The sequence below is a fragment of the Deefgea sp. CFH1-16 genome, from assembly GCF_016881365.1.
In the GTDB taxonomy this organism is placed as follows: domain Bacteria; phylum Pseudomonadota; class Gammaproteobacteria; order Burkholderiales; family Chitinibacteraceae; genus Deefgea.
Window position 1 is genome coordinate 1,364,627 of record NZ_WLYT01000001.1, and the last position, 24,805, is coordinate 1,389,431.

Below are 24,805 nucleotides of genomic sequence, written 5' to 3' on the forward strand. Positions count from 1 at the left end.
TCAGGGTTTGCGCACGCGGCCTCATCGCAACCGCGTGCGCCAAGGCGCCCCTACAAAACCTAAGTTTCACCGTAGGGTGTGCAAATCCGCAGGGTTTGCGCACGCCGCCTCATCGCAACCGCGTGCGCCAAGGCGCACCCTACAAAACCTAAGTTTCACCGTAGGGTGTGCAAATCCGCAGGGTTTGCGCACGCGGCTACCCAGCCATTTGAATCAAGCAATGCAACAACACGGATAAAGGAATCGAGAAATGAAAATCGGCGAACTGGCCAAGCTGGCGCAATGCTCGGTTGAAACCATACGGTTTTATGAAAAAGAAGGGCTACTGCCAACCGCCGAAAGAACCATCGGCAATTTTCGCGTTTATGGCCCGGCGCATATTGAACGACTGCGCTTTATCCGCAATTGCCGCGCACTCGATATGAGCCACGAAGAAATCCACACCTTGCTGCATTTGGCCGATCAAGGCGGCGATGGGTGTAGCGCGATTAATGACCTGTTTGACGAGCACATCGCCCACGTCGACACCCGCATCAAAGAACTCGAACAACTCAAACAGCAACTGGCCGAGCTACGCCAACACTGCCAAAGCAATCACAACCCTTGCGGTATTTTGCAAGGCTTAGCCGACATGGAAACCCCCAGCAAATTGGATAAAAAACGCACGCATCTTGGGTAAAGCAATACGCCTATTTTTATTTAACATAAAACCCAAAAATCGTACGTAAAGCACTGAATATGCAAAGTAAAATGCACGAAAAATTATTATTTAATTCTTTTTACCATATATATCAAAAAAACAAAAACACGTCTTAAGTTATTGATTTTATTGAATACACCTTCAATTTAAAGATCTAATTACAGTTCCAGGAAAAAATCTTAGATTTATTATCTATCACGCCCTCTGATTAGAACAAAAGCCATACACATTGCTCTTTATCAAAAGAGCTCATCAAAAAAAATGCGTAACATTTTGTCAACTTAAAATAAACATGATTAGCAGTGAAATAATCCCAAAGCAGTGTTAAAATTTACGCCCGCTCGCACTCTGTTTCAACGTTCGTACTACTTTAATTTTTTCAGTATGAACTTTAATTTAATTAACGTTTCTAGCAAATATTTGTATTTTAAAATTGCTATTCAACAGCTCACAAAAAGTTAATACATCTCAATGACAAAACGCGTTGCCATCCTCGGTTATTCTCACAGACTGCCTAATTCAACTGGTAATAGCTACTGGGATAATCTTCTCAATGAAGAACATCTCATTACCGAAGTCGAGGCTGGCCGCTGGTCTAAGGAAGCTTTTCTTCACGCCAATAAAAACCACGCCGGCACCAGCTACACCTTTAAAGCCGGTTCAATTGGCGATATTTCTGGTTTTGATGCGGGCTTTTTTGGCATTGCCCCGCGCGAAGCGGCGCAAATGGATCCGCAACAACGCATTTTGCTTGAGCTCAGTTGGGAAGCCTTAGAAAACGCTGGCATCAAACCATCAACGATCCGAGGCAGCCAGTGCGGCGTGTATATTGGCATTGCCAGCGCTGATTATTCCTATCGTTTAGCCGACGACTTAGCCGCGATTGATTCAGCCGTTGCCACGGGTAACACCGCCAGTATTGCCGCTAACCGACTCTCCTATGCGCTTGATTTACGTGGCCCGAGCATGGCGATTGATACCGCCTGTTCATCCTCAATGGTGGCTTTTCATCAAGCCTGCCAATCGATTCTTTCTGGCGAAAACACCCAAGCCTTAGCGGGCGGCATTAGCCTGCATTTGCACCCTTATGGCTTTATTATTTTTTCCAAAGCCTCAATGCTGTCCAAAAAAGGCCATTGCAATGTCTTTGATGAAGCTGGTGACGGTTATGTGCGCTCAGAAGGCGGCGGGATTTTTGTCTTAAAAGATTATGATTTAGCCCTTGCCGATGGCGATCCGATTATTGCCGTGGTTGCGCATTCAGGCGTCAATACCGATGGCAAAAAAAATGGCCTCACCGTACCCAGCTGCACCGCGCAAGCCGAGCTACTCAAGCAAACCTATGCCAAAGCTGGTATCGCAGCCAGCGAAATTGATTATCTCGAAGCGCATGGCACCGGCACCGCTGTCGGCGATCCCATCGAAACCCGCGCCATTGGCCTTGCGCTTGGCCAGCACCGCAGCAGCGAATCGCCATTACTCATTGGCTCGGTCAAAAGTAATCTGGGGCATTTAGAAGCCGCCTCAGGCGTCGCCGGTTTAGTCAAAGCCTTGCATTGCCTGCAATACCGGATGGTGCCAGCGACGATTGGCATTAAAAAAACTCAATCCAAAAATTAAATTTGCTGAGCTCAACCTAAAAGTTGTCACCCAAGCGCAGCCATTAAAAGCCACTGGCCGCTTAGTGATTGGGGTGAATTCCTTTGGTTTTGGTGGCGCCAATGCCCATGTGATTTTAGAAAGCGCACCACAACACGCGGCCAGCGCGTCAGCCGCACCAGCGCAAGCGTTGCCGATTATTTTAAGCGCCCGCTCCGCCGCTGCCTTGCCCGCTGCCGCCAGCAATCTGAATGACTACTTGGCCAAAACGCCCGATTTCAACGTTTATGATCTGGCTTACCAGCTCGCTCTACGCCGCGAGCAACACCCGCATCAAGTGATGGCGTTTTGCCAAACGCCAAGCGAAGTGAGCGCATTTTTAAGCCAAGTCATTGCGCAATCAGAGCCATTACTCGGCGGCAAAACCATCGCCAAGGCGCAAGGGCCGGTATTTGTTTTCTCTGGCAATGGCTCGCAATGGGCCAGCATGGGCCGATCTTTACTCGCCAGCAACGCCGTATTTCAACAAGCTATTGCCGAAGTCGACGCGCATTTTATGCCGCTCAGCGGCTATGGATTACAAGACGAAATCGCCGGCCGTAATGGTCAAGATAGCGACCATCGTTACGCACAAACCGAAATCGCCCAACCCGCGCTGTTTGCAATTCAAGTTGCCCTAGTGCAAATGCTACGCAGCCAAGGCATTACCCCGTCGGCCGTCACCGGGCATAGCGTCGGTGAAGTGGCTGCCGCATGGACCGCTGGCGCGCTAACGCTCAAAGACGCCACCGCAGTGATTTATCATCGCAGCCGCATGCAAGGCAAAACCAAAGGCAGCGGGCAAATGACCGCCGTCGCCATGGGCGAAAGCGAAATGAATGCGCTATTAGCCGAATGCGGCCTCAATATTGCCATTGCGGGTGTCAATAGTGCGCGGGGGATTACATTGGCTGGTGAAGTCAATGCCTTAAGCCAAATCGAAGCGCAACTTGCCGCGCGAAATATTCGCTTTAAACGCTTGGATTTGGATTACGCATTTCACAGCGCAAAAATGGATCCAATTGAAAACGATTTAATTGCCGCACTCAGCGACATTAAACCGCAATTAAATAGCATTGCATTTTATTCCACCGTAACCGGCGAATTACTCAGCGGCGAACAACTTAATGCCCAATATTGGTGGCATAACATCCGCCAACCGGTGCTATTTGAAAATGCCATTAACGCGATCAATCAATCCGGCGCCAATGTCTTTTTAGAAGTCGGCCCACACAGCGTATTGCGCTCGTATATTTTAGAAACACTAAAAAATAATGCTTGCGAAGGTTTAGTGCTTGGCACATTAAGCAAAACCGAACACTGCGAAAATAAAGTCTTTAGCGCCATGGCCAGCATTATCGCCAGTGGTTGCGAAATTGACTGGGCGACGCAATTTCCAACGCCCGGGCAATTTATGCAATTGCCCAATTACCCATGGCAACGCGAACGCTTATGGGTCAATAGCAGCACCGAATCGCTAGGGCAACTGAGCCGCGACATGCTGCACCCCTTGCTGGGCTACGCGCTCAAGCAACACGCTAGCAGCTGGGAAAACCAACTCGACACCATTAAAAAACACCGTACTGGCCGATCATGTCGTCGGCGATGCGGTAGTTTTCCCCGGCACTGGCTATGTTGAGCTGGCGCTGGCAGCGGCCAGCCAGCACACCCCAAGTGCACTGATTGAAATTGAAGAATTAGAAATTCTCGCACCACTGATTTTGGCCGAAACCCCTACCAAGCTGGTCCGCACCGTCATCAGCGGGCAACAAATCCACATCAGTGCGCGAGACTATTGTGGTGAAGACGTATGGACCAGCCATGCCAAGGCGCGCATTAAGCCCGAACCCAATGCGCTATTACTCGCGCAAAGCCATATTCAAATTCCACAGCGCGATGTCGACTTTAACTGCGCCAGCCATCAAGCGCTGACTCAAGCAGCAGGCCTAGATTACGGCGCGGCATTTTTGTGTGTTGAGCACGGCTGGATCGATGGCAATCAAGTCATTGCCAAGCTGCAATACCCAAGCGAGCTGCAAGCCGAGCTGGCCGATTATCACTTGCACCCGGCGCTACTCGATTGCACATTCCAGCTGATTATTCAGCTATTACAAGACGAAATGGCGGCGCTATCGGGCGTGGCGTTTGTGCCCACCAAAATTGGCCGCATTGCTTTTGCCAGCAACGCCAATCCACCGGCTTTGGCCCAGCTCACGCTGATTCAACGTGCGCCGCATTCTTTAACCGCAGATTTCATCATTTGCGACGCCGCGGGTGAAGTGATTGTCGCGATTAAAGAAGCGCGCTTTCGCAGCGTTCGGCTGCGTAAAACCCAGCACGATGCCCTGCATCTGTTGCACTATCGCGGCCAAGCCGCGCCTTTACCGGCGCAGCAATTGCCACAACTGCCTGTTACCGCACTGGCTGCTAGCCTGCAGCAACACGTTGCCAGCTTAAGCGAGCAAGCCGAATTTAATCGCTATTTAAACGAAGTCGAGCCACTGCTCGACAGCCTTGCTAGTCATAGCAATATCGAGCTACTGGGCGAGCTGGATGCGGCCAACAATTCTGAGCGCTATCTCAACTGCTTGGTGATTGCCGCCAAAGATCAGCTGATTGAGCGCCATGGTGATCAATGGCAACGCAGCGCCAATAGCGACGACGGCATTAGCGCCAATGCCATTTGGCAAGTGTTGGTCAGCGAATACAGCGCGTATTTCCACAGCATTCATGCCATTGGTTTGGCCAAAATTCGCCATCAAGCCGATTTTGATCCGAGCGCGGCTCAGCCGCAACTCGCCGCCAGCGATTACCCAAGCCTGTGGCGCACTGCCTTGGGCGGTCCTGCGCCAACAAACTTTAGCCAAACAGATCGCCGATTTGCTTGCCGAGCACGCCGCGATGCTCGATATTGGCCAACGCCTGAGTATTTTAGAAGTCGCGGAAGGCACACCGATTTTTGCCCAAGAAGCCGCCAGCCAACTCGATTTGGCCCACTGCGACTATGGGTTTGCCACGCCATCGGACGACACCTTGGCGGAGCTCACGCAATGGCGGCAGCAGCTGCCAGATTTACGCATCGAGAAAATCCCAGCCATCGATCAAATCGAGCGCACCGTGCCACACGGCGTTGATCTAGCGATAGTGAGTCTGGACTTTAGTGATGTCAGCAGCGCCAAAACCGCCATCGCTTATGCCAGCGCGCAATTGGCGCCACAAGGAAAACTCTTACTGATTGGTCGTCATCGTTCGCAATGGCTGGATTTTATTTGCGCTGATCTAGCTCAGCCGATTGAAAACCCGAGCGAATACTGGGCCAGCCACCTCAGCCAGCAAGGGTATTGCTGTGCCGAGCTTATTGAAGTTGCGCCTGATCGATATACTGACTTGTTTTTCCAAATCGCCACCCTAGATCAGCCCGCGCCGATAATGGCCACGGCCAGCGATATCACGCCTTGCCTCATCCTTATCGATCCAGCGCAAATCGACGATGCAGCACACCAAGCATGGCGAGCTAAATTGCAGCAACAACTGAGCGTGCAAGGCATCACTGCCGAGCTGCATCAGGCCAGCACCGAGCAGCCGCTCAATGCCGTTATCAACCAATTATTTAGCGCGCAACGCGGGCATATTATTTTGCACCCGGGGTATCGCCCTGCCAGCGACAGCTTAAGCGTGCTAGCGCAACAAACCCAACGCTGTGGGCAATTGGCGCAATTACTCAACGCCGTCGAGCACAGCCAATGCGCTGCTGATTGCTGGATTATCACCCAAGGCGCCACCGATCTAACCCCAACAGCACCCGCGTTAGATCGCGCCGACAGTGCGCTGTGGGTTTTGCCCGCACTTTGCTCAATGAAGCCAGCGACGCGGCGTTTCACTTAATCGACTTTGCCAACAACAACTCGGCGATTCAGACCGCCGCATTAGCGCGAGAAATCGCCGCTAAGAGTCCCGAGCAAGAAGTCATTATCGACGCCAATGCGCGCGCGCTTTGTGCCGCGCCTGCAGTTAGTTCAAGCGGCGCATAGCGAAAAATCCGCCGCCAGCGACGGCGAAATCATCCAGCTTGGTTTTGAATTCCCCGGTCAATTACGCAATTTGCGCTGGGCCGCCACCACGCCTGCGCCGCTGGCTGCCGATCAAATCGACATCGACGTTGTGGCCACTGGGCTTAATTTCCGCGATGTGATGTATGCACTGGGTTTACTCTCGGATGAAGCAGTCGAAAACGGCTTTGCTGGCCCGACCTTAGGGCTTGAATTTGCTGGCGTGGTGCGCCAAGTGGGCGCCGACGTAGTAGGTTATCAAGTTGGCGATGAAGTGGTTGGTTTTGGCCCATCGAGCTTTGCCAATCGGGTACGCACCCAAAGCAGCGCCATTGCCAAAATCCCCGCTGGTATTTCATTTGCTGCCGCAGCGACGATTCCGAGCGTATTTTTCACCGTGTACTACGCACTGCAGCATCTAGCGCGCTTAGAGCCCGGTGAAAAAATCTTAATTCATGGTGCCGCCGGTGGCGTAGGTATTGCCGCAATTCAATTGGCCAAGCACTTAGGCGCAGAAATCTACGCTACTGCCGGTTCCGATGAAAAACGCGCCTTCTTGCAGCAAATGGGCGTGCAGCATATTTATGATTCGCGCTCGCTCAGCTACGCCGATGAAATCTTGCGCGACACCGCTGATTTAGGTGTGGATGTGGTGCTCAATTCGCTGGCTGGTGAAGCGATTAATCGCAATTTCTCGGTACTTAAACCGTTTGGCCGTTTCTTAGAATTAGGCAAACGCGATTTTTACGAAAACAGCAAAATTGGCCTGCGGCCGTTTCGCAATAACATCAGTTTATTTCGGCATTGATGCCGACCAAATGATGCAAGTGCGCCCAGCGCTCACCCAGCGTTTGTTTACTGAAGTAATGGCGCTGTTTAGTGAGGGCGTATTGTCGCCATTGCCGTATCAAGTGTTTGATGCCGAGCAGATTGTCGACGCCTTCCGCCATATGCAGCAGGCCAAACAAATCGGCAAAATTGTCGTCACTTATTCGCATGGCCTGATGGCGCAACATGCCGCGCCGCAACCAGCCGCGTTGCAATTGTCGGCTGAGGGCAGCTATTTGGTCACTGGTGGTTTAGCTGGCTTTGGCCTTAAAACCGCGCAATGGCTAGCGGATAAAGGCGCTAAAAACCTAGTGTTAATCAGCCGCAGCGGCCCAAGCGCACCCGAAGCGCAAGCGGCGATTGCCGCGCTGCGACTGCGCGGCGTAAAAGTGTTGCCACTGGCTTGCGACGTCACCCAATTGGCCGAGCTCGCCCAAGTGTTTGCCCACTTTGGCCAAACCATGCCGCCGCTCAAAGGCATTGTGCACGCCGCGGTGGTGATTGATGACGCGCTGATTCGCAATACCGATCCGGCGCAAATCAATAAAGTGCTGGCGCCCAAAATGCTCGGTGCCGATTACTTGCATCAACTGAGCGCGCCGCTCGATTTGGATTTCTTTGTGCTGTATTCATCGGCAACAACGATTTTTGGTAATCCGGGCCAAGCGAGCTATGTCGCCGCCAATCATTATATGGAAGCACTCGCAGAGCAACGCCGCGCGCAAGGCCTACCCGCCACCAGCGTTTGCTGGGGTGCGATTGACGACGTGGGCTTTTTGGCTCGTAACGAAAAAATCAAAGATGCGCTACAAAATCGCATGGGCGGCAAGGCACTGAGCTCTGATCAAGCACTCAATTATCTAGAGCAAATGCTGATCGAGCAAAGCTCGGGCTTGAGCGTGTTAGAGCTCGATTGGCCGGCTTTGGCGCGCTTTTTACCCAGCGCCAAATCGCCAAAATTTAGCGCCATCGCCCGCCGCATGCAAAGCAATGACCAAGGCACAGACCAAGCCAGCGATATTCAAAGCTTGATCGACACGCTAAGCGACACTGAGCTGCACGCTACGTTTGTCAGCATGCTTAAGCAAGAAGTCGCGCAGATTTTGCGCGTGAATGCCGACAAAATCGACGCCAGCGGCTCTTTATACGACATCGGTTTAGATTCGTTGATGGGCGTTGAGCTGGTGGTGGCGCTCGAAGAGCGTTTTGGTACCCGCCTGCCAGTGATGGCATTAAGCGAAAGCCCAACGATTAACAAGCTAGCTGATCGCTTGATTTTGCAGCTTAAACACCACGAAGCCGTCAGCGACGACGCCACATTGGCACAAGTGCAGCATTTATCTGCCGTGCACGGCGCAAGTAGCGAAACCGATTCACATGCTTTAGCCAGCCAAATCAGCCAGCAAAGCACTACGCGGATTATTCAATGAGTATCACCAGCAAATTGAAAGACCAGCTGATTCAGCAAGCGCTCGAGCGCAAGCTTAAAAACGCCGAAGCGCCCATCGCTCGCCCCGCTGCGCGCGACGATATCCCCGAAGCGTTTTATCGTTTTCATCTGCATCCGGGCTATTTGCAGCTGCGTATCATCAATGAAGGCGCCAAAAAAATGGGCATTGCCAGCCCATTTTTTAAGCAACACGACGGCATCGCTGGCGCAATCAGCCAAATCGACGGCCAGCCGTATATCAACTTTGCCAGCTACAACTACCTCGATTTAAATCAGCACCCCGCAGTACACCAAGCGGCCAAAGACGCGATTGATCAATATGGCGTTTCGGTCTCGGCCAGCCGCGTGGTCTCAGGCGAGCGGCCGATTCACCGTGAGCTGGAACGCGCCATTGCCGATGCGTATGGCGTCGATGACGCGGTCACTTTTGTCAGTGGCCACGCCACCAATGTCAGCACCATCGGCCATTTATTTGGCCCTAAAGATTTGGTGCTGCATGACGAGCTGATTCACAACAGCGCCTTGCAAGGCATTTTGCTGTCGGGCGCCAAACGCCTACCGTTTGCCCACAATAATTACGCCGCGCTGGATGAAATCCTCAGCACGCAGCGCCGCCAATTTGAGCGGGTGTTGATTGTGGTTGAAGGCATTTACAGCATGGACGGGGATTTTCCTGATCTGCCACAGCTCATCGAAATCAAAAACCGCCACCGCGCCTTGCTGATGGTCGATGAAGCGCATTCATTTGGCGTGATGGGGCCAACCGGCATGGGCATCCGCGAGCATTTTGGCGTGGCTGGGCAAGACGTTGATATCTGGATGGGCACCCTGAGCAAAACGCTATCGGCGTGCGGCGGCTATATCGCTGGCGAAGCGGCGTTGATTGAGCATTTAAAGTTTTTGGCCCCCGGCTTTTTATACAGCGTCGGCATGCCAGCCCCCGTTGCCGCAGCGGCTTTGGCAGCACTTAACTGTATGCAGCAAGAAAACCAGCGGGTGCAAACGCTACAAGCTCGCGGGCAATATTTTTTGGCGCAAGCCAAACAGCGCGGCATCGACACCGGCCACAGCGCAGGCCTAGCGATTATCCCGGCGATTGTTGGCAGCTCGCTGAAAGCCGCGCGTTTATCGGCGGCACTATTTGCCCAAGGGATGAATGTGCAGCCGATTTTGTACCCCGCCGTGCCAGAAAAAGCCGCGCGACTGCGATTTTTTATTAGCTGCGAGCACAGCGAACAACAAATCGACGCCACGCTCGACGCACTGCAAGCGGCATTACGCGCATAAATGGCCAAGTATTCGCTGATTTTTCGGCAACTCATCACCGAGCTATTTGCGCCCAAAGCGCCCGCCATCGAGCAAAAAAATCCCGGTCGAGCGCCACCTGATCGAGGATATTTTGCGCGAAGGTCGGCGCAAAAATAATATCCATCTAGTGAGCGAATTTTGCAGCGACACCGCGCAGCAATACCGCAAGGACCACGGCATCTCGCTCACCAGCTGGATTGCCAAAGGTTTAGCCTCTGCGGTTCATGAAGATTTGGCGATTCAATCGAGTTTGCGCGGCAAAACACGGCGGGTGATTTTTCAAGAAGTCGATATCGCCGTGATGATCGAGCGGCAACTGACCGATCAATCCTACCAACCTTTGCATTACATCATTCGCAACGCCGCCAGCAAAAATCTAACGCAAATCCAAGCCGAATTAAGCCAAGCCAAAACCGGCGAAATCGGCAACGGCGGGCCACTCACCGCCTTAGAATTGGCGTTTTTTAAGCTGCCTAGCTGGCTCAGAAAACCAGTGTGGTGGTGGCTGCGCTACGACCCTTATTCGCGCAAGCAAATGCTCGGCACGGTGGGTATTACCTCGAACGGCATGTTTGCCAAAGGCGCTGCGGTGATACTCCCCATATCGCCACTCAGCCTAACGCTATCCATCGGCGGTGCCAGCCAGCGCATCGTCGCCAGCGGCGAGCAATTCAAAACCAGCGAATATATACAACTCAACCTCAGCGCCGACCACGACGTCACCGACGGCGCCCCCCTCATGCGCTTCGCCAACCGCCTAGTCACCCACCTCGAACAAGCTCAAAGTAGGGTGGAATAAGCAAAGCGCATTCCACCAAGCCACGCACCAAGCAGCGCCTCCACCGAGCAGCGCGTACGTGAATGCGGTGAACGGTGGAATGCACTTCGTTTATTCCACCCTACACATTATTCCACCCTACACAAAACATACATCAACCTGCATTTATTTTGTATTTTCATACAATAAAGCATGTCAAATTATCATCGCCTTTGGTGTCCGGGTGGCACTTACTTTTTTACGGTGAATTTATTGCATCGGCATGGCAATGATTTATTGCTAAGGCATATTGATGTCTTACGCCGTGTGGTGACAGGCGTGAAACAACGCCACCCTTTTATCATTCACGCATGGGTGGTGTTGCCGGATCACTTGCATTGTGTGATTGAATTACCAGCCGGTGATACTGATTTTTCTCTGCGCTGGTTTTTGATTAAATCTAATTTTTCAAAGCAAATTCCCAAAACTGAATTTCGTTCTACGGTACAACAACGCCTTGGCGAGCGAGGTATTTGGCAGCGACGATTTTGGGAGCATTTAATTCGCGATGATAGAGACTTTGCCGCGCATTGTGATTACGTACACATCAATCCGTTTAAACATGGCTTAGTCACCAAGGTAAAAGATTGGCCCCATTCAACCTTCCATCGTTGGGTCAGGCAAGGGCTTTATCCTTTGGATTGGGCGGGCGATTAATGGTGGAACTCTACGAATCGATATCCAAACATCCACGCCGTAGGGTGGAATAAGCAAAGCGCATTCCACCGAGCATCGCGTCCACGTGAACGCGGTAACCGGTGGCGTGCTTGGTAAACGGTGGAATGCGCGGAGCTTATTCCACCCTACATGTAAATGTACATTTTTGAATTTATGGCATTAACGCCATGATCGTAATATCTCACCAGCTAATTGGTGGGCGGCGAGGGGGTGGTGATGGGGTTTTATTGTTTCGCCACCCTCACGTGGGGTTTGCCAAATAAAATAATCGGTGTTGCCGCTGGGTTCGCCGTGGGTGGCGTAGACCTTGGGCAAAATCGGCACATGGTCGCCGTACCAACACAAAGTGGCGGGTCGGCTTAAGGCGGTGAGTTGCGCTCGTAGTTGCGCCAACATCCGGTTGGCGTTGGCTTGGTGACGCAAATAAATGGTTAATTCTTCGCCGTCTTTGGGCGCTGCGCCGTGGTACACCTGCTCGGCGTCGCCCGCTGCCAATTGCTCTAAATGCAAAGGGCCGTGGTTTTCCATGGTGATAACAAAAATAAACGTCGGCTGCGTCGCTTGCGCCAGCACCTCACCGATTTTGGCCGCCACTTGCAAATCATCCACATACGGCATGCCGGCAGGCGGTGGCGCAAAGGCGCTGATGTCGATAAATTCATCAAAACCCAATTGCGGATACAAGGCATCGCGGTGGTAAAAACTGGCGGCATACGGGTGAATACACACCGTGCGATAACCCTGCTGGCGCAACTGCGCCGCCAATGACGCCGAATACTGGCGGGCAAAACGGCGGTAAGGATTAAATTGATGCACGCCCAATTGCTGCGGCGATAAACCCGACAAAAACGCAAATTCGCTACGCACGGTATTGGCGCCCCAAGCCGGTACTGCCAGCTGGCCGTACTGCAATGATTCGGCGCAAAATCGATCATATTCACTCAAAATGTCGCTGCGAATTTGCGGATAATAACGGCGAAAATCCACAAAAGACTCGCTTTGCACCACCAATAAATGCGGTAACACACCCTGATTCGGCTGCGGCATCGGCCACGTCGGTGGCGTCAACTGAGGGTGGCGTTGCTCGGCCCAATAATAAGCAAATAAAGTCGCAAAAAACCCAAACTGCTGCTGATCCTGCGTTGGACAAAACTGCATCGCTGGCACCGCGCGGCGCAATAACTGCACCGCCAAGCAAACCGCCAACACCAAGCCCGCCCACGCCGACCAATACACGGCGTAGCTCACAGAGTTCAACACCGAATCTTCCAGCGCCACGCCCAAATACAGCAGCGCAAAAAATAGCGCGGTACAAAATAGCGCCTTCGCCACGCCAAAAAAAGGCAAATACAAGCGAGGATGGCGAATCGCATCGGCGATGTATTCAAAATCTTGCACAATAAACGGCTCGCGCAGGCTATGAAACTTGCTATTGCTAATCAGCACCAGCAGCAGCAACAAACCCGTTGCCAGCACCGCCGCAAACGCTGGCCGCTGAAACAAAGCCAGCTCAAAACAAAATAAGCCCGCCCAAGCGCACACCAACAAGGCATTCATCGCCCAAGGTCGCCGCCAAATCGCCTGTGGCCGAGGCTGGGCCAAGCGCTCAATCAACACCGTGGCAATCAGCCCCAGCGCTATCGGCCAAGCACAAGCCGACGCCAGCAACCCCCACCCCGCAAGCAATCCATCAAACACGATAACCGATCCAACGCAAAACTCGCTGCGACAACGCCGCGGGCAACACCGCCAACCACCAACTGCCCCAATTGAGCGGAAAAGGAAAACTAATCCGCGCCCGATTGCGCTGCAAACCGTGCTGAATATACGCCGCCGCCCGCTCGGGCGACCACTGCCAAGGCTTAGGCCCAGGCATCGCCTCGCACATTGGCGAGGTCACATAGCCCGGCATAATCACATTCACCGCAATGCCCTCATCAGCCAATAAAGCGCGTAAACCCTCGCCATACGCCTTAATCGCCGCCTTACTAGCGCTATAACTTGGCGTCATCGGCAGGCCAAAATACGCCGCCAACGAGCTAACCAAAGCAATCTGCCCCGATCCGCGCTGGCGCATCGCCGGTAAAAACGCATTCACCAAGGCCAAGGTGGCCAATACATTCACCTCAAATAGGCGCTGCATATCGGCCCACAACTCGCCCTCGGCGGTATCAGACACATTAATATTGACCCCGGCATTGGCAATCAATAAATCCGGCACGTCGTTCACCAAGCAGCGCGCCGCCCATGCTTGCAAAGCGTCAATATCACGGCAATCGAGCACCACCGGCAATACACTCGCGCCTTGCTCGCGGCAAGCTTGCGCCACCGCCTCCAAGCGATCTGCGCGCTGGCCGAGCAAAATCAAACGCACCCCGCTCGCGGCATACGCCAGCGCCAAAGCGCCACCAATCGCGCCCGTAGCGCCGGTAATTAAAATGGATTGAGGAATATAATCCGATTGATGCATGCAATAAAAATCCAATTAAATCGATACCCAAACCCAGCCGCGGCTCGTCACTGCGGACTAGTCCGCAAGCTATTCGCAAGATAGGCCTATACCAAGCCTGCAAAATTAGGCGTTGGTTTAAGACGTGCCACATCGGGAATAGACAGAGGAAACTGACGTAATAATTCGTCAAGAGGAGACACAGCGCTCACTAAGCGCTGCGCGCATGGGCCAATCGCTAAACGATTGCCCGCTTTGCAATAAAAATCCACCATTCAGTTGCGAGGTATGAATCACGGTATTGCGAAAGCGCGACAGCAACGCCATAGACGGCGGCTCGCTGGCATACCAAAAGTCATCCAAATCGCCCTGAAAAGTCAGCCCAGGTAAATTGTAAATCGGATCGCTTAAAGTGATCGTTGGGCAGCCCAAGCTCACCGCCAAACCACCCGCAGTACTGTTCACCGTTACCAAGCCACGCGCATGTTCAAGCAAACTATTTAGGTCTCCCGATTCAAGATAATCAACTCGACCTTGCAAATCCAAAGCCTGACTTAAACGCTGAATATAAGCAGGATAATCTTCTAGCCCCATATCCAATGGATGATTTTTAATAATCAGTTTGGTATTGCTCGACGCATGCAAAGCAAAAGAATGCATCACATGCGAAATCACCTGCTGCATATTATCAAAGTGCGAATGATCACGAATTTGCGCATCACTATTGAGCTGCAAAGGCAGCACATAATAGCTTTGCCCTAATTCATACAGCTCATTAATACAGGCCGCATCGCGTTTTTTTTTGCCAATGCAGCTGGGCAAAGCGCCGCAAATAACCGGCATATTCAACCGGCGCGGTGACTGGCGCATGGGTTTTATAACCGGGATAAAACAATGGATTCCAAAACCCCGCCACGTGATAGGCCACATCGTGCACTGTGCGAATACTAAATTGCGAGCGAAATGGCTGGCCATCACCATACTCGGGCAAAGCCCCGCCTACCTCCCAATACCAATCCGGATCTTTAGGCAGGGGCGAATGCATATTGACGCCACCGCGCTCAAGGGTGATCCAATACGGGCGAAAATAGCCCTCTTCAAACACATGCGTTTGCACCCCAAAAGCCTTGGCCGCAGCTACAGCAGGCAAATGCACCGGTCGCCGATCACCAAACAACACTTGATCGGTTATCCCAAACTCAAGGTATTTATCCGCAATAAAATTGGCTAGATCAGCAGTGTCTCCACGGTAATGCCAAGCGCTCTGCCCCCCCCAATACAAATGATCACCCGCATTAAAATTAATTTTATAAACGGTATGACCATTGGCACGCAGCTGCTGTGCCAAACGGGCAAAAAAAGGCGAACACACGCCCTGCAAAAAAAAAAAAAACTCGACTCGTCATCGTACGCCAACCACACTCCGTAAAATAAAACGCCAACCCTGCCGCAGCCACTGAGGCCCAGCGCGCTGCTGTTGCCATTGCTGCAAGGTATCTAGCGCCTGTTCTGGCGTAGCACTATGCCGAGAATCCCTAGAAAAATACCTTGGGTATAAGATCAAACAGCAAGCAATTAGCTGCTCTAAGCTCAATACCCTAGTACGCCGTGCATTAAACATTTGATCCTGCGTTAAGCCCCAGCCCGAATAAAACGGCTGGCCGTAACACACCACACGCTTACCGCGCAGCAAGGCCTCAAACCCCGTCAGCGACGTTAAAACATGCACCTCGTCCACCTGCGGCAAAATCGCCCCCATTGGTACATCGTGTAAAATTTCATCACACCACTGCCCCGCCAGCGACTCATCTTGCCCCACCGCGCGCAGCCCCGCCACCACATCAGGATGCGGCTTATACACCAGCCATGCCCGCGGATGTGCCGCCCGCACCGCCTGCAATAGCGCCATATTGTGCCGAATACCGCTCGCACCAAATGCTAATGAAGCATCTGATTCAACCTGACCCGGCACTAAAATCACCTGCTCAACATCCGCCGGGCGCGACCAAACCCCAGCCCCTACATTGTATTTAGTCAGCCCTGCCGCCAAAATTCGCTGATGTAAATCACCAGCGCGCGCCAGTAAATCAGCACTGATCTCTGCGTGGTTTAACAAGGTTTCTAAATCAGACACCTGCTGCGCGTTGTAATACATCCCCTTGGTATCCAGCACCCACGATAAAGGCCGAATCAAATCGGCCCCCAAGCCCACTGAGCGCAAAAAACCATCCTCAACCCGAATCACTTGCTGCAAACGAATCGGGCAAGCACGCACATCGCGCATGCCCCACACCACCAAAATCGCCCCATCGGGCAGCGCCGACCAATCATCAACAAAGCGCACCGTTTGCCCAGGAAAGCAACTTTTTAACGTACGGCGCTTCCAATTTGAAAACCCCAGCGCAAAAACCGTAGCGCTCATACTGGCACCGGATCAAGGCTAGCCAACAATTGATCAACCACCACAAAATGGTCGGCCCAAGTCGGCGCCACAAACCCCGCCATTCTAGCCAACTGCGCCACCCGCAAAGGATGCTGGCTATCGCAATAATCACCAATCAAAGCCAACCAACGCGCGCCATCTAAAGGATCGACATACTCGGGAATATCCCCCGCAATCTCATGAAACGCTGGCAAATCACTACACAGCACCGGCAATTTCTGGGCAAAAGCTTCAACAATCGGCATGCCAAAACCTTCGGCAAACGAAGGAAACAACAAAGCCTGCCCATGCTGCAAATACGCCGCCAATTCAATATCAGTACAACGCCCAATCTCTAAAACATGCCCCTGCAAAGCTGGGCAGCGCTCAAGTAAATCCAATGCGTTTTCGCATTCCCAGCCTCGCTGACCAATAATCACCAACTTTGGCGCAGCAGCGCCCAAGCGCAATACCAATTGCCGCCATAACTGCAAAATAAACGCATGATTTTTACGCGCCTCGATCGTACCCAGCATCACAAAATACGGCCCCGGCACAGGGCGCGGTAAAGCCTGCAACGGCAAATCAGCCGCCGCCAGCCACGCCACTGCCGCAGGCGGCATGGGTAAAGCCTGCGCCAATGCAAAAGCGCGCAACTCATCCAAAGTCGCCTGAGAATTCACCACCACCGCGTGGGCATACGTCAACACCGTTTGCATTCGCAATTGATGGCGCTGCAATTCACCGGGGCGACAATATTCGGGATGAGAAATCGGAATTAAATCATGAACAAAAAATAACGGCCTAGCCTGAATCGACGCTAACTTTTTAATATAATTTTTTATTCTCAAGCCCAGAATGACCGGCATTAATTAAAAATACATTCGCTTGATGTAGATCATCATTCGAATTAAAAAAAGACTTTGCTACACAGCGCTGCACCCAAGACTTAAAACCCTTATTAACTTGCAGCAATGCAGAAAAAACTTTTTTTGAATCAGCATTCGCTAATAATACCCACCGAGAATTCAATCGAACTAATGCACGAGAATCAGCAGAAAAATGACGGATATACTCTAAAACAACCCGATCAACCCCAGTAGGCAAACGACCTTGCATCGTTCTATCGATTGAACGCGTGGCATCAATTATTATTTTATACATCGAGGATCAATTCATAGCAACAGAACTATAGTATAATTGAATTTCGCTTTAATTTGTTTATAAAAAAATCAATCAACTCTAATTATGATAATAAAAAAACAAATCAATTCAACGGTTTAGCAAAAACCAAACCGGGTAAATTTTCGCTCAAGGTGTTTGCATCAATACAGACACTTTTATATTTTAGCCACAATCGTTCAGACAACCATACCTGCATTTTCAAGCTGCACTAAATTGCTAACGAGCATTTTGTTTTACAAAGCGATGTTGAATAAACTAAAAACCACAATTCCCACCCTAATGACTCCGATCAAAAAGCTGTGGCAAAACAAGCTATTTCTCTACACCACGCTAATTCCAACACTAATCGCGGTGATCTACTTTGGTTTCATCGCCTCTAATGTATATATATCTGAGTCTCGGTTTGTGGTTCGCAGCCCAGAAAAACAAAGTGCATCTCCTTTAGGCATGATGTTAAAAGGCGCTGGATTTTCTCGCGCCCAAGACGATTCATATACCGTACAAGACTATATTTTGTCGCGAGACGCATTAAAATCGCTTAACGACGAAATGAAGTTGAAACAATCTTTTTCAGCCCCATCAATTGATATCTTTAGCCGATTTGCTGGCTTAGATTGGGATGATAGTTTTGAATCATTCTTCCGTTACTATCAAAATAAAGTCAATGTGCAGCTTGACTCGGCCTCTTCAATTACCACGCTCACCACGCGAGCATTTACTGCCGAAGATGCCCATGCAATGAATCAACGGCTCGTGGTGTTAGCAGAAAACTTAGTCAACAAATTAAATGAGCGTGGCCGCCAAGACATGATTCGTTTTTCGAATCAAGAAGTACTTGATGCTCAGAAAAAAGCCAAAGAAGCTGCATTGGCATTGGCTAATTATCGCAATGAAAAAGGCGTAATTGATCCAGAAAAAACAATCAACAATTCCATTGCAACAAATATCAAAACTACAAGAAGAACTAATCACTACTCGCACTCAAGTACAACAACTTGAAACGCTGGCAAAAGATAATCCGCAATTACCCATCTTGCGTCAAAAAGTCGGTATTTTAGAAAACGCCATCACCGCCGAAACCGAACGCGTGACCGGTGGCGTACGCTCGCTCGCTGGTAAAGCCGCCCAATACCAGCAATTGGTATTAGAAAGAGAATTCGCTGACAAAATGCTCGCCACCGCCTTAGTTTCATTAGAGCAAGCGCGTAACGAAGCCCAGCGCAAACAGCTGTATTTAGAACGCGCAATTCAACCGAGCTTGCCAGATCAAGCAATGGAACCGAAACGACTACGCGGAATTGCCGCCACCTTTATTATTGGCCTCTTAGTTTTTGCGGTAATGAGCATGCTATTGGCTGGCGTTCGTGAGCATATGGACTGATTTATGCGCACCGCCAGAGCTTTAAAAATACAACTGCGAGTGATTGGCGCTTTATTAATGCGCGAAGTACTCACCCGCTATGGTCGACACAATATTGGCTTTATGTGGCTATTTGTCGAGCCGATGATGTTCACGCTCGGGGTAACTGCGCTCTGGACAATGGCAGGGATGCATAACAACTCAACCATTCCAATTGTTGCCTTTGCGATTACGGGTTATTCATCCGTCTTACTTTGGCGCAATATGCCAGCGCGTACCGTCGGTGCTATTGAGCCCAATTTATCGCTGATGTATCACCGCAATGTCAAAGTCATGGATATTTTTGCTGCGCGGCTATTACTCGAAGCCGCCGGTGCCACGATTTCTTTTATCGTGCTCGCCATTATTTTTACCGCACTGGGCATGATGAAAATGCCGCAAGATATTCTAAAAGTGATCACGGGCTGGTTTATGTTGGCGTGGTTTGGGATGTCGCTCGCGCTATTTTTAGGCGGGCTATCTTGCCGCAGCGAAATGGTCGAAAAATTCTGGCATCCCGCAGCCTATATTTTGTTTCCACTATCAGGCTCGGCATTTATGGTGGACTGGCTGCCGAAACCAGCCCAAGAAGCCATTTTGTGGCTACCGATGGTGCATGGGGTAGAGATATTACGTGATGGCTACTTTGGCGCAGCCGTTCGCACCCATCATGACATCGCCTACATGGCCCTATGCTGCCTCATCCTCACTGCATTAGGCCTTTCGCAAGAACGCATTAGCAGCAAAAAAGTCACGCCCAGAATGATCGAAATTCAAAATCTAAGCAAAGCCTATCCCACCCGCAGCGGCATGGTCACCGTGCTCAACCAGATTAATCTGAATATTCGCCCGGGTGAAAAAATCGGCATCTTAGGCCGCAATGGCGCAGGCAAATCAACACTCATTCGGCTAATTAGCGGGGCCGAGCAACCTACTCATGGGCATATCCACCGTGGCATGAGTATCTCTTGGCCGCTGGCATTTGGTGGTGCGTTTCAAGGCTCGTTAACGGGGCTAGACAATCTACGCTTTATTTGCCGGATTTATGGCGTCGATTTTCGCCCCAGAATTGAATACGTAGAAAACTTCTCTGAGCTAGGCCGCTATCTACGCGAACCCGTTAAACACTATTCATCGGGTATGCGAGCACGGCTGGCTTTTGCCATCTCAATGGCCATTGAATTTGATTGCTTTTTAATTGATGAAATCGTCTCGGTTGGCGATAGCCGCTTTCACCAAAAATGCCATATCGAGCTATTTGAAAAACGCAATGATCGCGCCATGATTTTGGTTTCGCACGATCCGGGTTATGTACGCGAACACTGCCAACACGCAGCGGTTTTAATCAACGGCACACTCAACACTTTCGACCAAGTTGACGAAGCCTTTGAATTCTACCAGCAGCATTCCGCCTAAATTGTATGCGCCGATTATTTTTAGCCATCAAAGCCCATTTTTTGCGTCAATGCTCAATCTGCGATGCACGCCAGCGCGTGCAGGCGATCGTGCCAGCCCAAAGCCCACATTTAGCGCATTTAGATAAGCAACTGCTGGTCGATGTCTCAGTCATTATCCAAAATGATGCCGGCACTGGCATTCAGCGAGTCGTCCGCGCCCTACTCTTACAACTACTCAAAAATCCACCAGCGGGCTACAGCGTAAAGCCCGTTTTTTGCACGCATCAGCACGGCTACCATTACGCCCCCCAAGATTTTGGCTCACCCAATTACCGCAAAATCGCACAAGCCAAGCCAGAAAAGTTGCCCCCCACCAAGGCGATATTTTTCTTGGTCTCGATTTATGCGCGCACTTACTGCCTAAGCGCCACCCCGAGCTATTGCACTGGAAAACCACCGGCGTAGCGATCCACATCATCGTTTACGACCTACTACCGGTACGCCACCCCGAATGGTTCAAGCCCAAATCAAGCCAAAATTTTCATCGTTGGCTCAAAACCATTGCCATCTTTGCTGATAGTGCAATTTGTATTTCAAACACCGTTAAAGCCGATTTAAACCATTGGCTCACCCAGCAATATGCACTGAACAATCGCCTAGCGATCAGCACCATCCCCTTAGGCGCAGACCTGCAAAATAGCCTGCCAAGCACTGGGCTGCCCGCAAATATTGAGCAGCAATTGGTTCAAATGTTTCAGCAACCAGCCATCTTAATCGTTGGCACTTTAGAGCCGCGCAAAGGGCATGCCCAAGTGCTGGCCGCCTTTGAAAAGCTCTGGCAGCAAGGGTATGCGATCAATCTCATCATCGCTGGCAAAGCCGGCTGGCAAACCGAAGATTTGCAGCATCAGCTCAGCAATCACCCCAACCCCTCGCTGCATTGGCTAGCCAATGCCTCAGACGAACTATTAGAGCAGCTGTATATCCGTTGCTCGGGCGTGATTGTGGCCTCTTATGCCGAAGGGTTCGGGCTACCACTGCGTGAAGCAATGCATTATCAAAAGCCAATTTTTGCCCGCGACATCGCTGTATTTAGAGAAATCGGCGATCAAGGCATTGCTTATTTTGACGCGCACAACACCGAAAAAATGCACATCGAGCTCGCCCATTGGCTGAGCCAACTCGATCAAGACCCGATCATTTATCAAACGATGAATGAAACTTGGCACGACAGTGCCTCGGCATTGCTGACCAACCTTGGCCTCAATCGCCCATAGACCGCATTTAGACATAGTCAGGAATCGCACATGAGCATTACCTCGTACGCGCAAAACTTTGAAGACGTCATGCTTTGGCGCGCCCTCTCACATGTGAGCAATGGGTTTTATATCGATATTGGCGCGCAAGACCCAACCATCGATTCGGTTAGCCTTGCATTTCACCAGCAAGGCTGGCGCGGTGTTCATATTGAGCCAACACCACATTACGCCGAGCTACTTCGGCGGCAACAACGCGCTGGCGATATTGTTATTCAAGCCGCCATTGGCAATGGCGCGCCGATTATGTCTTTTTATGAAATCCGCAATACTGGCATTTCAACCGCAGACAAAGAAATCGCCACACAGCACCAAAATCGCGGTTTTGATGTCCACGAAATTACTGTAGCCAGCATGCCACTATCGGCCGTGTTTGAGACCTGCCCTCAAGCAGAGATCCACTGGTTAAAAATTGATGTAGAAGGATTTGAGCAGCAGGTTTTACTCAGCTGGGGTATATCTGCCGCACGCCCTTGGATTGTGGTGGTTGAAAGCACGCTACCACTTACGCAAATCGAAACCCACCAAACATGGGAAACCACATTAATTAGCTACGGTTATACCGCAGTATATTTTGATGGTTTAAACCGCTATTACATTTCGGATGCGCATCCGGAATTACAACAGGCCTTTAAAATCCCACCCAATGTCTTTGATGGATTTGCCCTCAATGGCACAGCCAGTGCGCCTTTTCACAAGCTAATAGAAAACCCGCGCCGAAAGAAACATCGCTGCGGCGCAAGCGCAATTGCAGCAATACCAACAAAGCGCCAAGGCCGAAATTGCTCAACTCGCCCATCAATTAGAAACGGTAAAAACGCCGCAATTAGAACAAGAACGAGCACTGCATCAACAATACAATCAACAAGCGCAGCAGCTACACCAGCAATACGCAAGCAAAGAACAAACCCTAATCGAGCAACAATACCAAACTCAACAACAACTCCAACAACTCGCGCGCCAGCAAATCGAGCGCGAACAAAGTATTGCCGCGCAAATGCTGGCAACACAACAACAAGCAGCACAAGAAAAATCGGATTTAATCGCCGCTCAACAATTACAAAACCAGCAGCTACAACAGCACTATGCCAAGCGCGAAGCCGAGCTATTGGCGCAAGCCAATGCCATTCAAGCCAAACTAGAACAATGGCAGCAACAACAAATCCAGCGCGAGCAAGGCATAACCGCGCAACACATCAACGCCCAACAAACTGCAGCCCAACAGCAAACAAACCTCATAGAACTGCACAAAAAAACCAACAACACACACTGCAACTACAATCGGCAGCACGCGAACAAGTACTGATAGAGCGCAATCAACTGAGCCAACAAAAAAATAGCCGACCTACTGCAACGCCAAGTGCTGCGCGAACAAAGCATCGCCGCGCAACGCCTTGCCGATCAGCAGCAAGCCGACGCAGACAAACAAGCACTCGCCGCACAATTTCAAAGCCAAGCGCAGCAGTGCCATGCCTTGTATATGGAGCGCGAAGCAGCGCTTAATGCCCAGCAACAGCAGCTGGAGCAACAACTCGCCGCGCTACTCAGCCAGCAAATCCAGCGTGAACAAGACATTGCCACGCAATTTTTGGCCCAACAACAGCAAGCCGATGCCAGCAAACAAGCGCTGATCGAACAATTTGAAAACCAAGCGCAGCAATACCATGCCTTACACGCCGAACGTGAAGCCGCACTCAACACGCAGCAACACCAGCTTGAGCAACAACTGGCAGCGGTATTGAGCCAACAAATCCAACGCGAACAAGACATTGCGGCGCAACTCTTGGCCCAGCAACAATCGGCCAACGAAGAAAAAACCGAACTCAGCCAACAACATCAACTACACACCCAAGCACTGCAGCAGCAAATTACGCAGCAACAGCTCGCTCAACAACAACTGAATCTCGCTGCAGCTGAGAGAGAAAACGCTTTAAGCAGCGAAATCCAGCAACGCGAGCAGCACGCTCAAACCCTAGTCCAACACCAGCAAATCGAACAACAGCTAGCCCAGCAACAAATCGAGGACTGCCAAGCCGTAGCAACGCAACTACAGACCGAGATTGGCCAAGAGCAAGCGCTGAACCTACAGCTGCGCCAATCGCTCAGCGAAGTACAGCGCCAACTGGCACAAACCCATGCCAGCCTGAGCTGGCGCATCACCGCGCCACTACGCAGTCTTGCAGCGTTCGTCACAAGCAACGGCCAAGCAGCTCCTCAAAGCACAGCGCCAGTTTGGACCGCCACCAATCCCATTGTTAACCCTATTTTATTGACATCTATTGAGAGCCCTAGCATGCCTATTCCCGAGCCGACCAGCCCGCCCGAAATTGCCAGCACCCTCACGCAATTGCTGGCATTACACGATCAGCAGTTTATTCACAGCGCCTATCAATGCGTGCTCGGCCGCCCTGCCGACCCAGAAGGCTTTAGCTATTACTTGGCACGGCTACGCAGCGGCTACGCCAAAATTGGCCTATTAGCCCAATTAAAAAGCTCGGCAGAAGGCCAAGCCCATCACGCCCAAATTCAAGGCTTAGAGCAAGGCAATTGCACAGTATCGCCAAGGGCAAAAGCCAGTGATCGGTTGGTGCCTGCGCCAGCTCAATGGTGGCGAAGGCAATACCGCCACCGAACGCAAACTGCGCGCTATTGAAAATCAGTTGTTCATGATGAGCGCCGAAAATCAACAACGCTTTAATCAATTAGAGCAGGCCTTAGCCGGTGTACATCAATTGATTTCGCAGCAAATGATTGCAAATCCAAACGCAAGAAGCACAGCTGCGGTATTGGCTTCCACCGAATCTGAAGAAATCGAAGGGCTAAAAACTCTTTCTAGCAGTGCAAAAGATATTTATTTTCAACTTAAAACAGCAGCTAAACAGCATGCCAAGAGGGCCGCATAATGCGTATCGTGATTGATTTACAAGGTGCGCAATCTGCAAGCCGACATCGTGGTATCGGCCGCTATAGCTTAGCTTTAGCACAAGCGATGGTGCGTAATCGAGGCGAGCATGAGATTTTAATTGCACTCAATGGAATGTTCCAGAAACTATTGAGCCAATTAGAGCCGCATTTTACAATCTTTTACCGCAAGAAAATATTCGGGTATGGAATTCTCATGGTCCAGTAAATGCAAATGACTCCGCCAATACTTGGCGTAGAGATTCTG

27 protein-coding genes and 3 pseudogenes are annotated in these 24,805 nt (G+C 51.0%); 23 read left to right on the forward strand and 7 right to left on the reverse strand.

Features of this window, described 5'->3' with window-relative positions; genetic code table 11:
* Positions 1 to 250 precede the first annotated feature (250 nt).
* From cadR to GKO28_RS07575, 12 genes and pseudogenes are all read left to right on the forward strand, one after another.
* Positions 251 to 679: a Cd(II)/Pb(II)-responsive transcriptional regulator gene (cadR, locus tag GKO28_RS07525; RefSeq protein ID WP_182075851.1), complete on the forward strand. Its 429-nt coding sequence runs from the start codon at positions 251 to 253 to the stop codon at positions 677 to 679.
* A 492-nt stretch (positions 680 to 1,171) separates the two neighbouring features.
* On the forward strand, positions 1,172 to 2,320 hold the full coding sequence (locus tag GKO28_RS07530; protein WP_182075852.1) for a polyketide synthase: 1,149 nt from the start codon (positions 1,172 to 1,174) through the stop codon (positions 2,318 to 2,320).
* The gene (locus tag GKO28_RS07535) at positions 2,289 to 3,977 is read left to right on the forward strand and encodes an acyltransferase domain-containing protein (protein WP_182075853.1); all 1,689 of its coding nucleotides are present in this window, start codon (positions 2,289 to 2,291) and stop codon (positions 3,975 to 3,977) included. The genes GKO28_RS07530 and GKO28_RS07535 overlap by 32 nt, the downstream gene beginning before the upstream one ends.
* A pseudogene (locus GKO28_RS22740) lies at positions 3,922 to 4,050 on the forward strand (hypothetical protein); the annotation flags it as partial. The gene GKO28_RS07535 and the pseudogene GKO28_RS22740, both read left to right, overlap by 56 nt.
* A gap of 9 nt (positions 4,051 to 4,059) precedes the next feature.
* Entirely contained in the window at positions 4,060 to 5,472 is a 1,413-nt protein-coding gene (locus GKO28_RS07540; protein WP_374220717.1) for a polyketide synthase dehydratase domain-containing protein, read from the forward strand.
* Complete coding sequence (locus GKO28_RS07545) at positions 5,372 to 6,223, forward strand: hypothetical protein (protein WP_182075854.1); 852 nt, start codon at positions 5,372 to 5,374, stop codon at positions 6,221 to 6,223. The genes GKO28_RS07540 and GKO28_RS07545 overlap by 101 nt, the downstream gene beginning before the upstream one ends.
* Entirely contained in the window at positions 6,187 to 6,369 is a 183-nt protein-coding gene (locus GKO28_RS07550) for a hypothetical protein (RefSeq protein WP_182075855.1), read from the forward strand. Before GKO28_RS07545 ends, GKO28_RS07550 begins: the two co-directional genes overlap by 37 nt.
* Positions 6,335 to 7,195 carry a zinc-binding dehydrogenase gene (locus GKO28_RS07555; RefSeq protein ID WP_203563997.1) on the forward strand — a complete coding sequence of 287 codons (861 nt, stop codon included), beginning with the start codon at positions 6,335 to 6,337 and terminating at the stop codon, positions 7,193 to 7,195. Before GKO28_RS07550 ends, GKO28_RS07555 begins: the two co-directional genes overlap by 35 nt.
* Positions 7,196 to 7,205: 10 nt before the next feature.
* Positions 7,206 to 8,645 carry a beta-ketoacyl reductase gene (locus GKO28_RS07560; protein WP_203563998.1) on the forward strand — a complete coding sequence of 480 codons (1,440 nt, stop codon included), beginning with the start codon at positions 7,206 to 7,208 and terminating at the stop codon, positions 8,643 to 8,645.
* Positions 8,642 to 9,952 (forward strand): aminotransferase class I/II-fold pyridoxal phosphate-dependent enzyme, encoded by a 1,311-nt coding sequence (locus GKO28_RS07565; RefSeq protein WP_182075858.1) that lies wholly within the window; start codon positions 8,642 to 8,644, stop codon positions 9,950 to 9,952. Before GKO28_RS07560 ends, GKO28_RS07565 begins: the two co-directional genes overlap by 4 nt.
* A gap of 46 nt (positions 9,953 to 9,998) precedes the next feature.
* Positions 9,999 to 10,772, forward strand: coding sequence for a 2-oxo acid dehydrogenase subunit E2 (locus tag GKO28_RS07570; protein ID WP_182075859.1), 774 nt, complete (start codon positions 9,999 to 10,001; stop codon positions 10,770 to 10,772).
* Positions 10,773 to 10,943: 171 nt separating this feature from the next.
* Positions 10,944 to 11,447, forward strand: coding sequence for a transposase (locus GKO28_RS07575; protein ID WP_182075860.1), 504 nt, complete (start codon positions 10,944 to 10,946; stop codon positions 11,445 to 11,447).
* A gap of 180 nt (positions 11,448 to 11,627) precedes the next feature.
* Here the strand turns inward: GKO28_RS07575 and GKO28_RS22200 are convergent, their stop codons facing one another.
* The 7 genes from GKO28_RS22200 to GKO28_RS07610 all read right to left on the reverse strand — a co-directional run bounded on the left by GKO28_RS22200 (position 11,628) and on the right by GKO28_RS07610 (position 17,503).
* The gene (locus tag GKO28_RS22200) at positions 11,628 to 13,166 is read right to left on the reverse strand and encodes an LTA synthase family protein (protein WP_182075861.1); all 1,539 of its coding nucleotides are present in this window, start codon (positions 13,164 to 13,166) and stop codon (positions 11,628 to 11,630) included.
* Entirely contained in the window at positions 13,159 to 13,938 is a 780-nt protein-coding gene (locus tag GKO28_RS07585) for an SDR family oxidoreductase (RefSeq protein ID WP_182075862.1), read from the reverse strand. The genes GKO28_RS22200 and GKO28_RS07585 overlap by 8 nt, the downstream gene beginning before the upstream one ends.
* Positions 13,939 to 14,106: 168 nt before the next feature.
* Positions 14,107 to 14,760 (reverse strand): hypothetical protein, encoded by a 654-nt coding sequence (locus tag GKO28_RS07590; RefSeq protein WP_203563999.1) that lies wholly within the window; start codon positions 14,758 to 14,760, stop codon positions 14,107 to 14,109.
* A complete protein-coding gene (locus GKO28_RS22205; RefSeq protein WP_203564000.1) occupies positions 14,693 to 15,289 on the reverse strand; it encodes a hypothetical protein in 597 nt (198 codons plus the stop codon). Before GKO28_RS22205 ends, GKO28_RS07590 begins: the two co-directional genes overlap by 68 nt.
* Positions 15,290 to 15,319: 30 nt before the next feature.
* Positions 15,320 to 16,339: a beta-3-deoxy-D-manno-oct-2-ulosonic acid transferase gene (locus GKO28_RS07600; protein ID WP_182075863.1), complete on the reverse strand. Its 1,020-nt coding sequence runs from the start codon at positions 16,337 to 16,339 to the stop codon at positions 15,320 to 15,322.
* Complete coding sequence (locus GKO28_RS07605; protein ID WP_203564001.1) at positions 16,336 to 17,190, reverse strand: glycosyltransferase family 1 protein; 855 nt, start codon at positions 17,188 to 17,190, stop codon at positions 16,336 to 16,338. The genes GKO28_RS07600 and GKO28_RS07605 overlap by 4 nt, the downstream gene beginning before the upstream one ends.
* Positions 17,168 to 17,503: a hypothetical protein gene (locus GKO28_RS07610; RefSeq protein ID WP_203564002.1), complete on the reverse strand. Its 336-nt coding sequence runs from the start codon at positions 17,501 to 17,503 to the stop codon at positions 17,168 to 17,170. The genes GKO28_RS07605 and GKO28_RS07610 overlap by 23 nt, the downstream gene beginning before the upstream one ends.
* A 300-nt stretch (positions 17,504 to 17,803) precedes the next feature.
* Between GKO28_RS07610 and GKO28_RS07615 the strand changes: the two genes are divergently transcribed.
* The 11 genes and pseudogenes from GKO28_RS07615 (at position 17,804) to GKO28_RS07655 (ending at position 24,766) form a co-directional block, all read left to right on the forward strand.
* Positions 17,804 to 18,523, forward strand: a complete 720-nt coding sequence (locus GKO28_RS07615) for a hypothetical protein (protein WP_203564003.1) — start codon at positions 17,804 to 17,806, stop codon at positions 18,521 to 18,523.
* Complete coding sequence (locus GKO28_RS07620; protein ID WP_203564004.1) at positions 18,459 to 18,905, forward strand: hypothetical protein; 447 nt, start codon at positions 18,459 to 18,461, stop codon at positions 18,903 to 18,905. Before GKO28_RS07615 ends, GKO28_RS07620 begins: the two co-directional genes overlap by 65 nt.
* Positions 18,906 to 18,908: 3 nt before the next feature.
* A pseudogene (locus GKO28_RS19515) lies at positions 18,909 to 19,559 on the forward strand (ABC transporter permease); the annotation flags it as partial.
* A gap of 126 nt (positions 19,560 to 19,685) precedes the next feature.
* Positions 19,686 to 20,339, forward strand: coding sequence for an ABC transporter ATP-binding protein (locus GKO28_RS19520; RefSeq protein ID WP_182077425.1), 654 nt, complete (start codon positions 19,686 to 19,688; stop codon positions 20,337 to 20,339).
* Positions 20,340 to 20,344: 5 nt separating this feature from the next.
* Complete coding sequence (locus GKO28_RS07630; RefSeq protein ID WP_182075864.1) at positions 20,345 to 20,785, forward strand: hypothetical protein; 441 nt, start codon at positions 20,345 to 20,347, stop codon at positions 20,783 to 20,785.
* Positions 20,761 to 21,597, forward strand: coding sequence for a glycosyltransferase family 1 protein (locus tag GKO28_RS07635; protein ID WP_182075865.1), 837 nt, complete (start codon positions 20,761 to 20,763; stop codon positions 21,595 to 21,597). The genes GKO28_RS07630 and GKO28_RS07635 overlap by 25 nt, the downstream gene beginning before the upstream one ends.
* A 69-nt stretch (positions 21,598 to 21,666) precedes the next feature.
* Positions 21,667 to 22,185 (forward strand): annotated as a pseudogene (locus GKO28_RS22745) (FkbM family methyltransferase); the annotation flags it as partial.
* 199 nt (positions 22,186 to 22,384) lie between these two features.
* Positions 22,385 to 22,942: a hypothetical protein gene (locus GKO28_RS07640; RefSeq protein ID WP_203564332.1), complete on the forward strand. Its 558-nt coding sequence runs from the start codon at positions 22,385 to 22,387 to the stop codon at positions 22,940 to 22,942.
* A 54-nt stretch (positions 22,943 to 22,996) separates the two neighbouring features.
* Positions 22,997 to 24,289, forward strand: a complete 1,293-nt coding sequence (locus GKO28_RS07645; RefSeq protein ID WP_182075866.1) for a DUF4214 domain-containing protein — start codon at positions 22,997 to 22,999, stop codon at positions 24,287 to 24,289.
* 13 nt (positions 24,290 to 24,302) lie between these two features.
* The gene (locus GKO28_RS07650; RefSeq protein WP_182075867.1) at positions 24,303 to 24,539 is read left to right on the forward strand and encodes a hypothetical protein; all 237 of its coding nucleotides are present in this window, start codon (positions 24,303 to 24,305) and stop codon (positions 24,537 to 24,539) included.
* Positions 24,539 to 24,766 (forward strand): hypothetical protein, encoded by a 228-nt coding sequence (locus tag GKO28_RS07655; RefSeq protein WP_203564006.1) that lies wholly within the window; start codon positions 24,539 to 24,541, stop codon positions 24,764 to 24,766. Before GKO28_RS07650 ends, GKO28_RS07655 begins: the two co-directional genes overlap by 1 nt.
* Positions 24,767 to 24,805 lie beyond the last annotated feature (39 nt).

Bases quoted from the DNA above. Each gene is read 5' to 3' on its own strand.
- cadR (WP_182075851.1), top strand. From the start codon at position 251: ATGAAAATCGGCGAACTGGCCAAGCTGGCGCAATGCTCGGTTGAAACC.
- GKO28_RS07530 (WP_182075852.1), top strand. From the start codon at position 1,172: ATGACAAAACGCGTTGCCATCCTCGGTTATTCTCACAGACTGCCTAAT.
- GKO28_RS07560 (WP_203563998.1), top strand. From the start codon at position 7,206: ATGATGCAAGTGCGCCCAGCGCTCACCCAGCGTTTGTTTACTGAAGTA.
- GKO28_RS07565 (WP_182075858.1), top strand. From the start codon at position 8,642: ATGAGTATCACCAGCAAATTGAAAGACCAGCTGATTCAGCAAGCGCTC.
- GKO28_RS07575 (WP_182075860.1), top strand. From the start codon at position 10,944: ATGTCAAATTATCATCGCCTTTGGTGTCCGGGTGGCACTTACTTTTTT.
- GKO28_RS07585 (WP_182075862.1), bottom strand. From the start codon at position 13,938: ATGCATCAATCGGATTATATTCCTCAATCCATTTTAATTACCGGCGCT.
- GKO28_RS07590 (WP_203563999.1), bottom strand. From the start codon at position 14,760: ATGCCGGTTATTTGCGGCGCTTTGCCCAGCTGCATTGGCAAAAAAAAA.
- GKO28_RS07600 (WP_182075863.1), bottom strand. From the start codon at position 16,339: ATGAGCGCTACGGTTTTTGCGCTGGGGTTTTCAAATTGGAAGCGCCGT.
- GKO28_RS07610 (WP_203564002.1), bottom strand. From the start codon at position 17,503: ATGTATAAAATAATAATTGATGCCACGCGTTCAATCGATAGAACGATG.
- GKO28_RS07615 (WP_203564003.1), top strand. From the start codon at position 17,804: ATGACTCCGATCAAAAAGCTGTGGCAAAACAAGCTATTTCTCTACACC.
- GKO28_RS19520 (WP_182077425.1), top strand. From the start codon at position 19,686: ATGATCGAAATTCAAAATCTAAGCAAAGCCTATCCCACCCGCAGCGGC.
- GKO28_RS07630 (WP_182075864.1), top strand. From the start codon at position 20,345: ATGCGCCGATTATTTTTAGCCATCAAAGCCCATTTTTTGCGTCAATGC.
- GKO28_RS07650 (WP_182075867.1), top strand. From the start codon at position 24,303: ATGATGAGCGCCGAAAATCAACAACGCTTTAATCAATTAGAGCAGGCC.
- GKO28_RS07655 (WP_203564006.1), top strand. From the start codon at position 24,539: ATGCGTATCGTGATTGATTTACAAGGTGCGCAATCTGCAAGCCGACAT.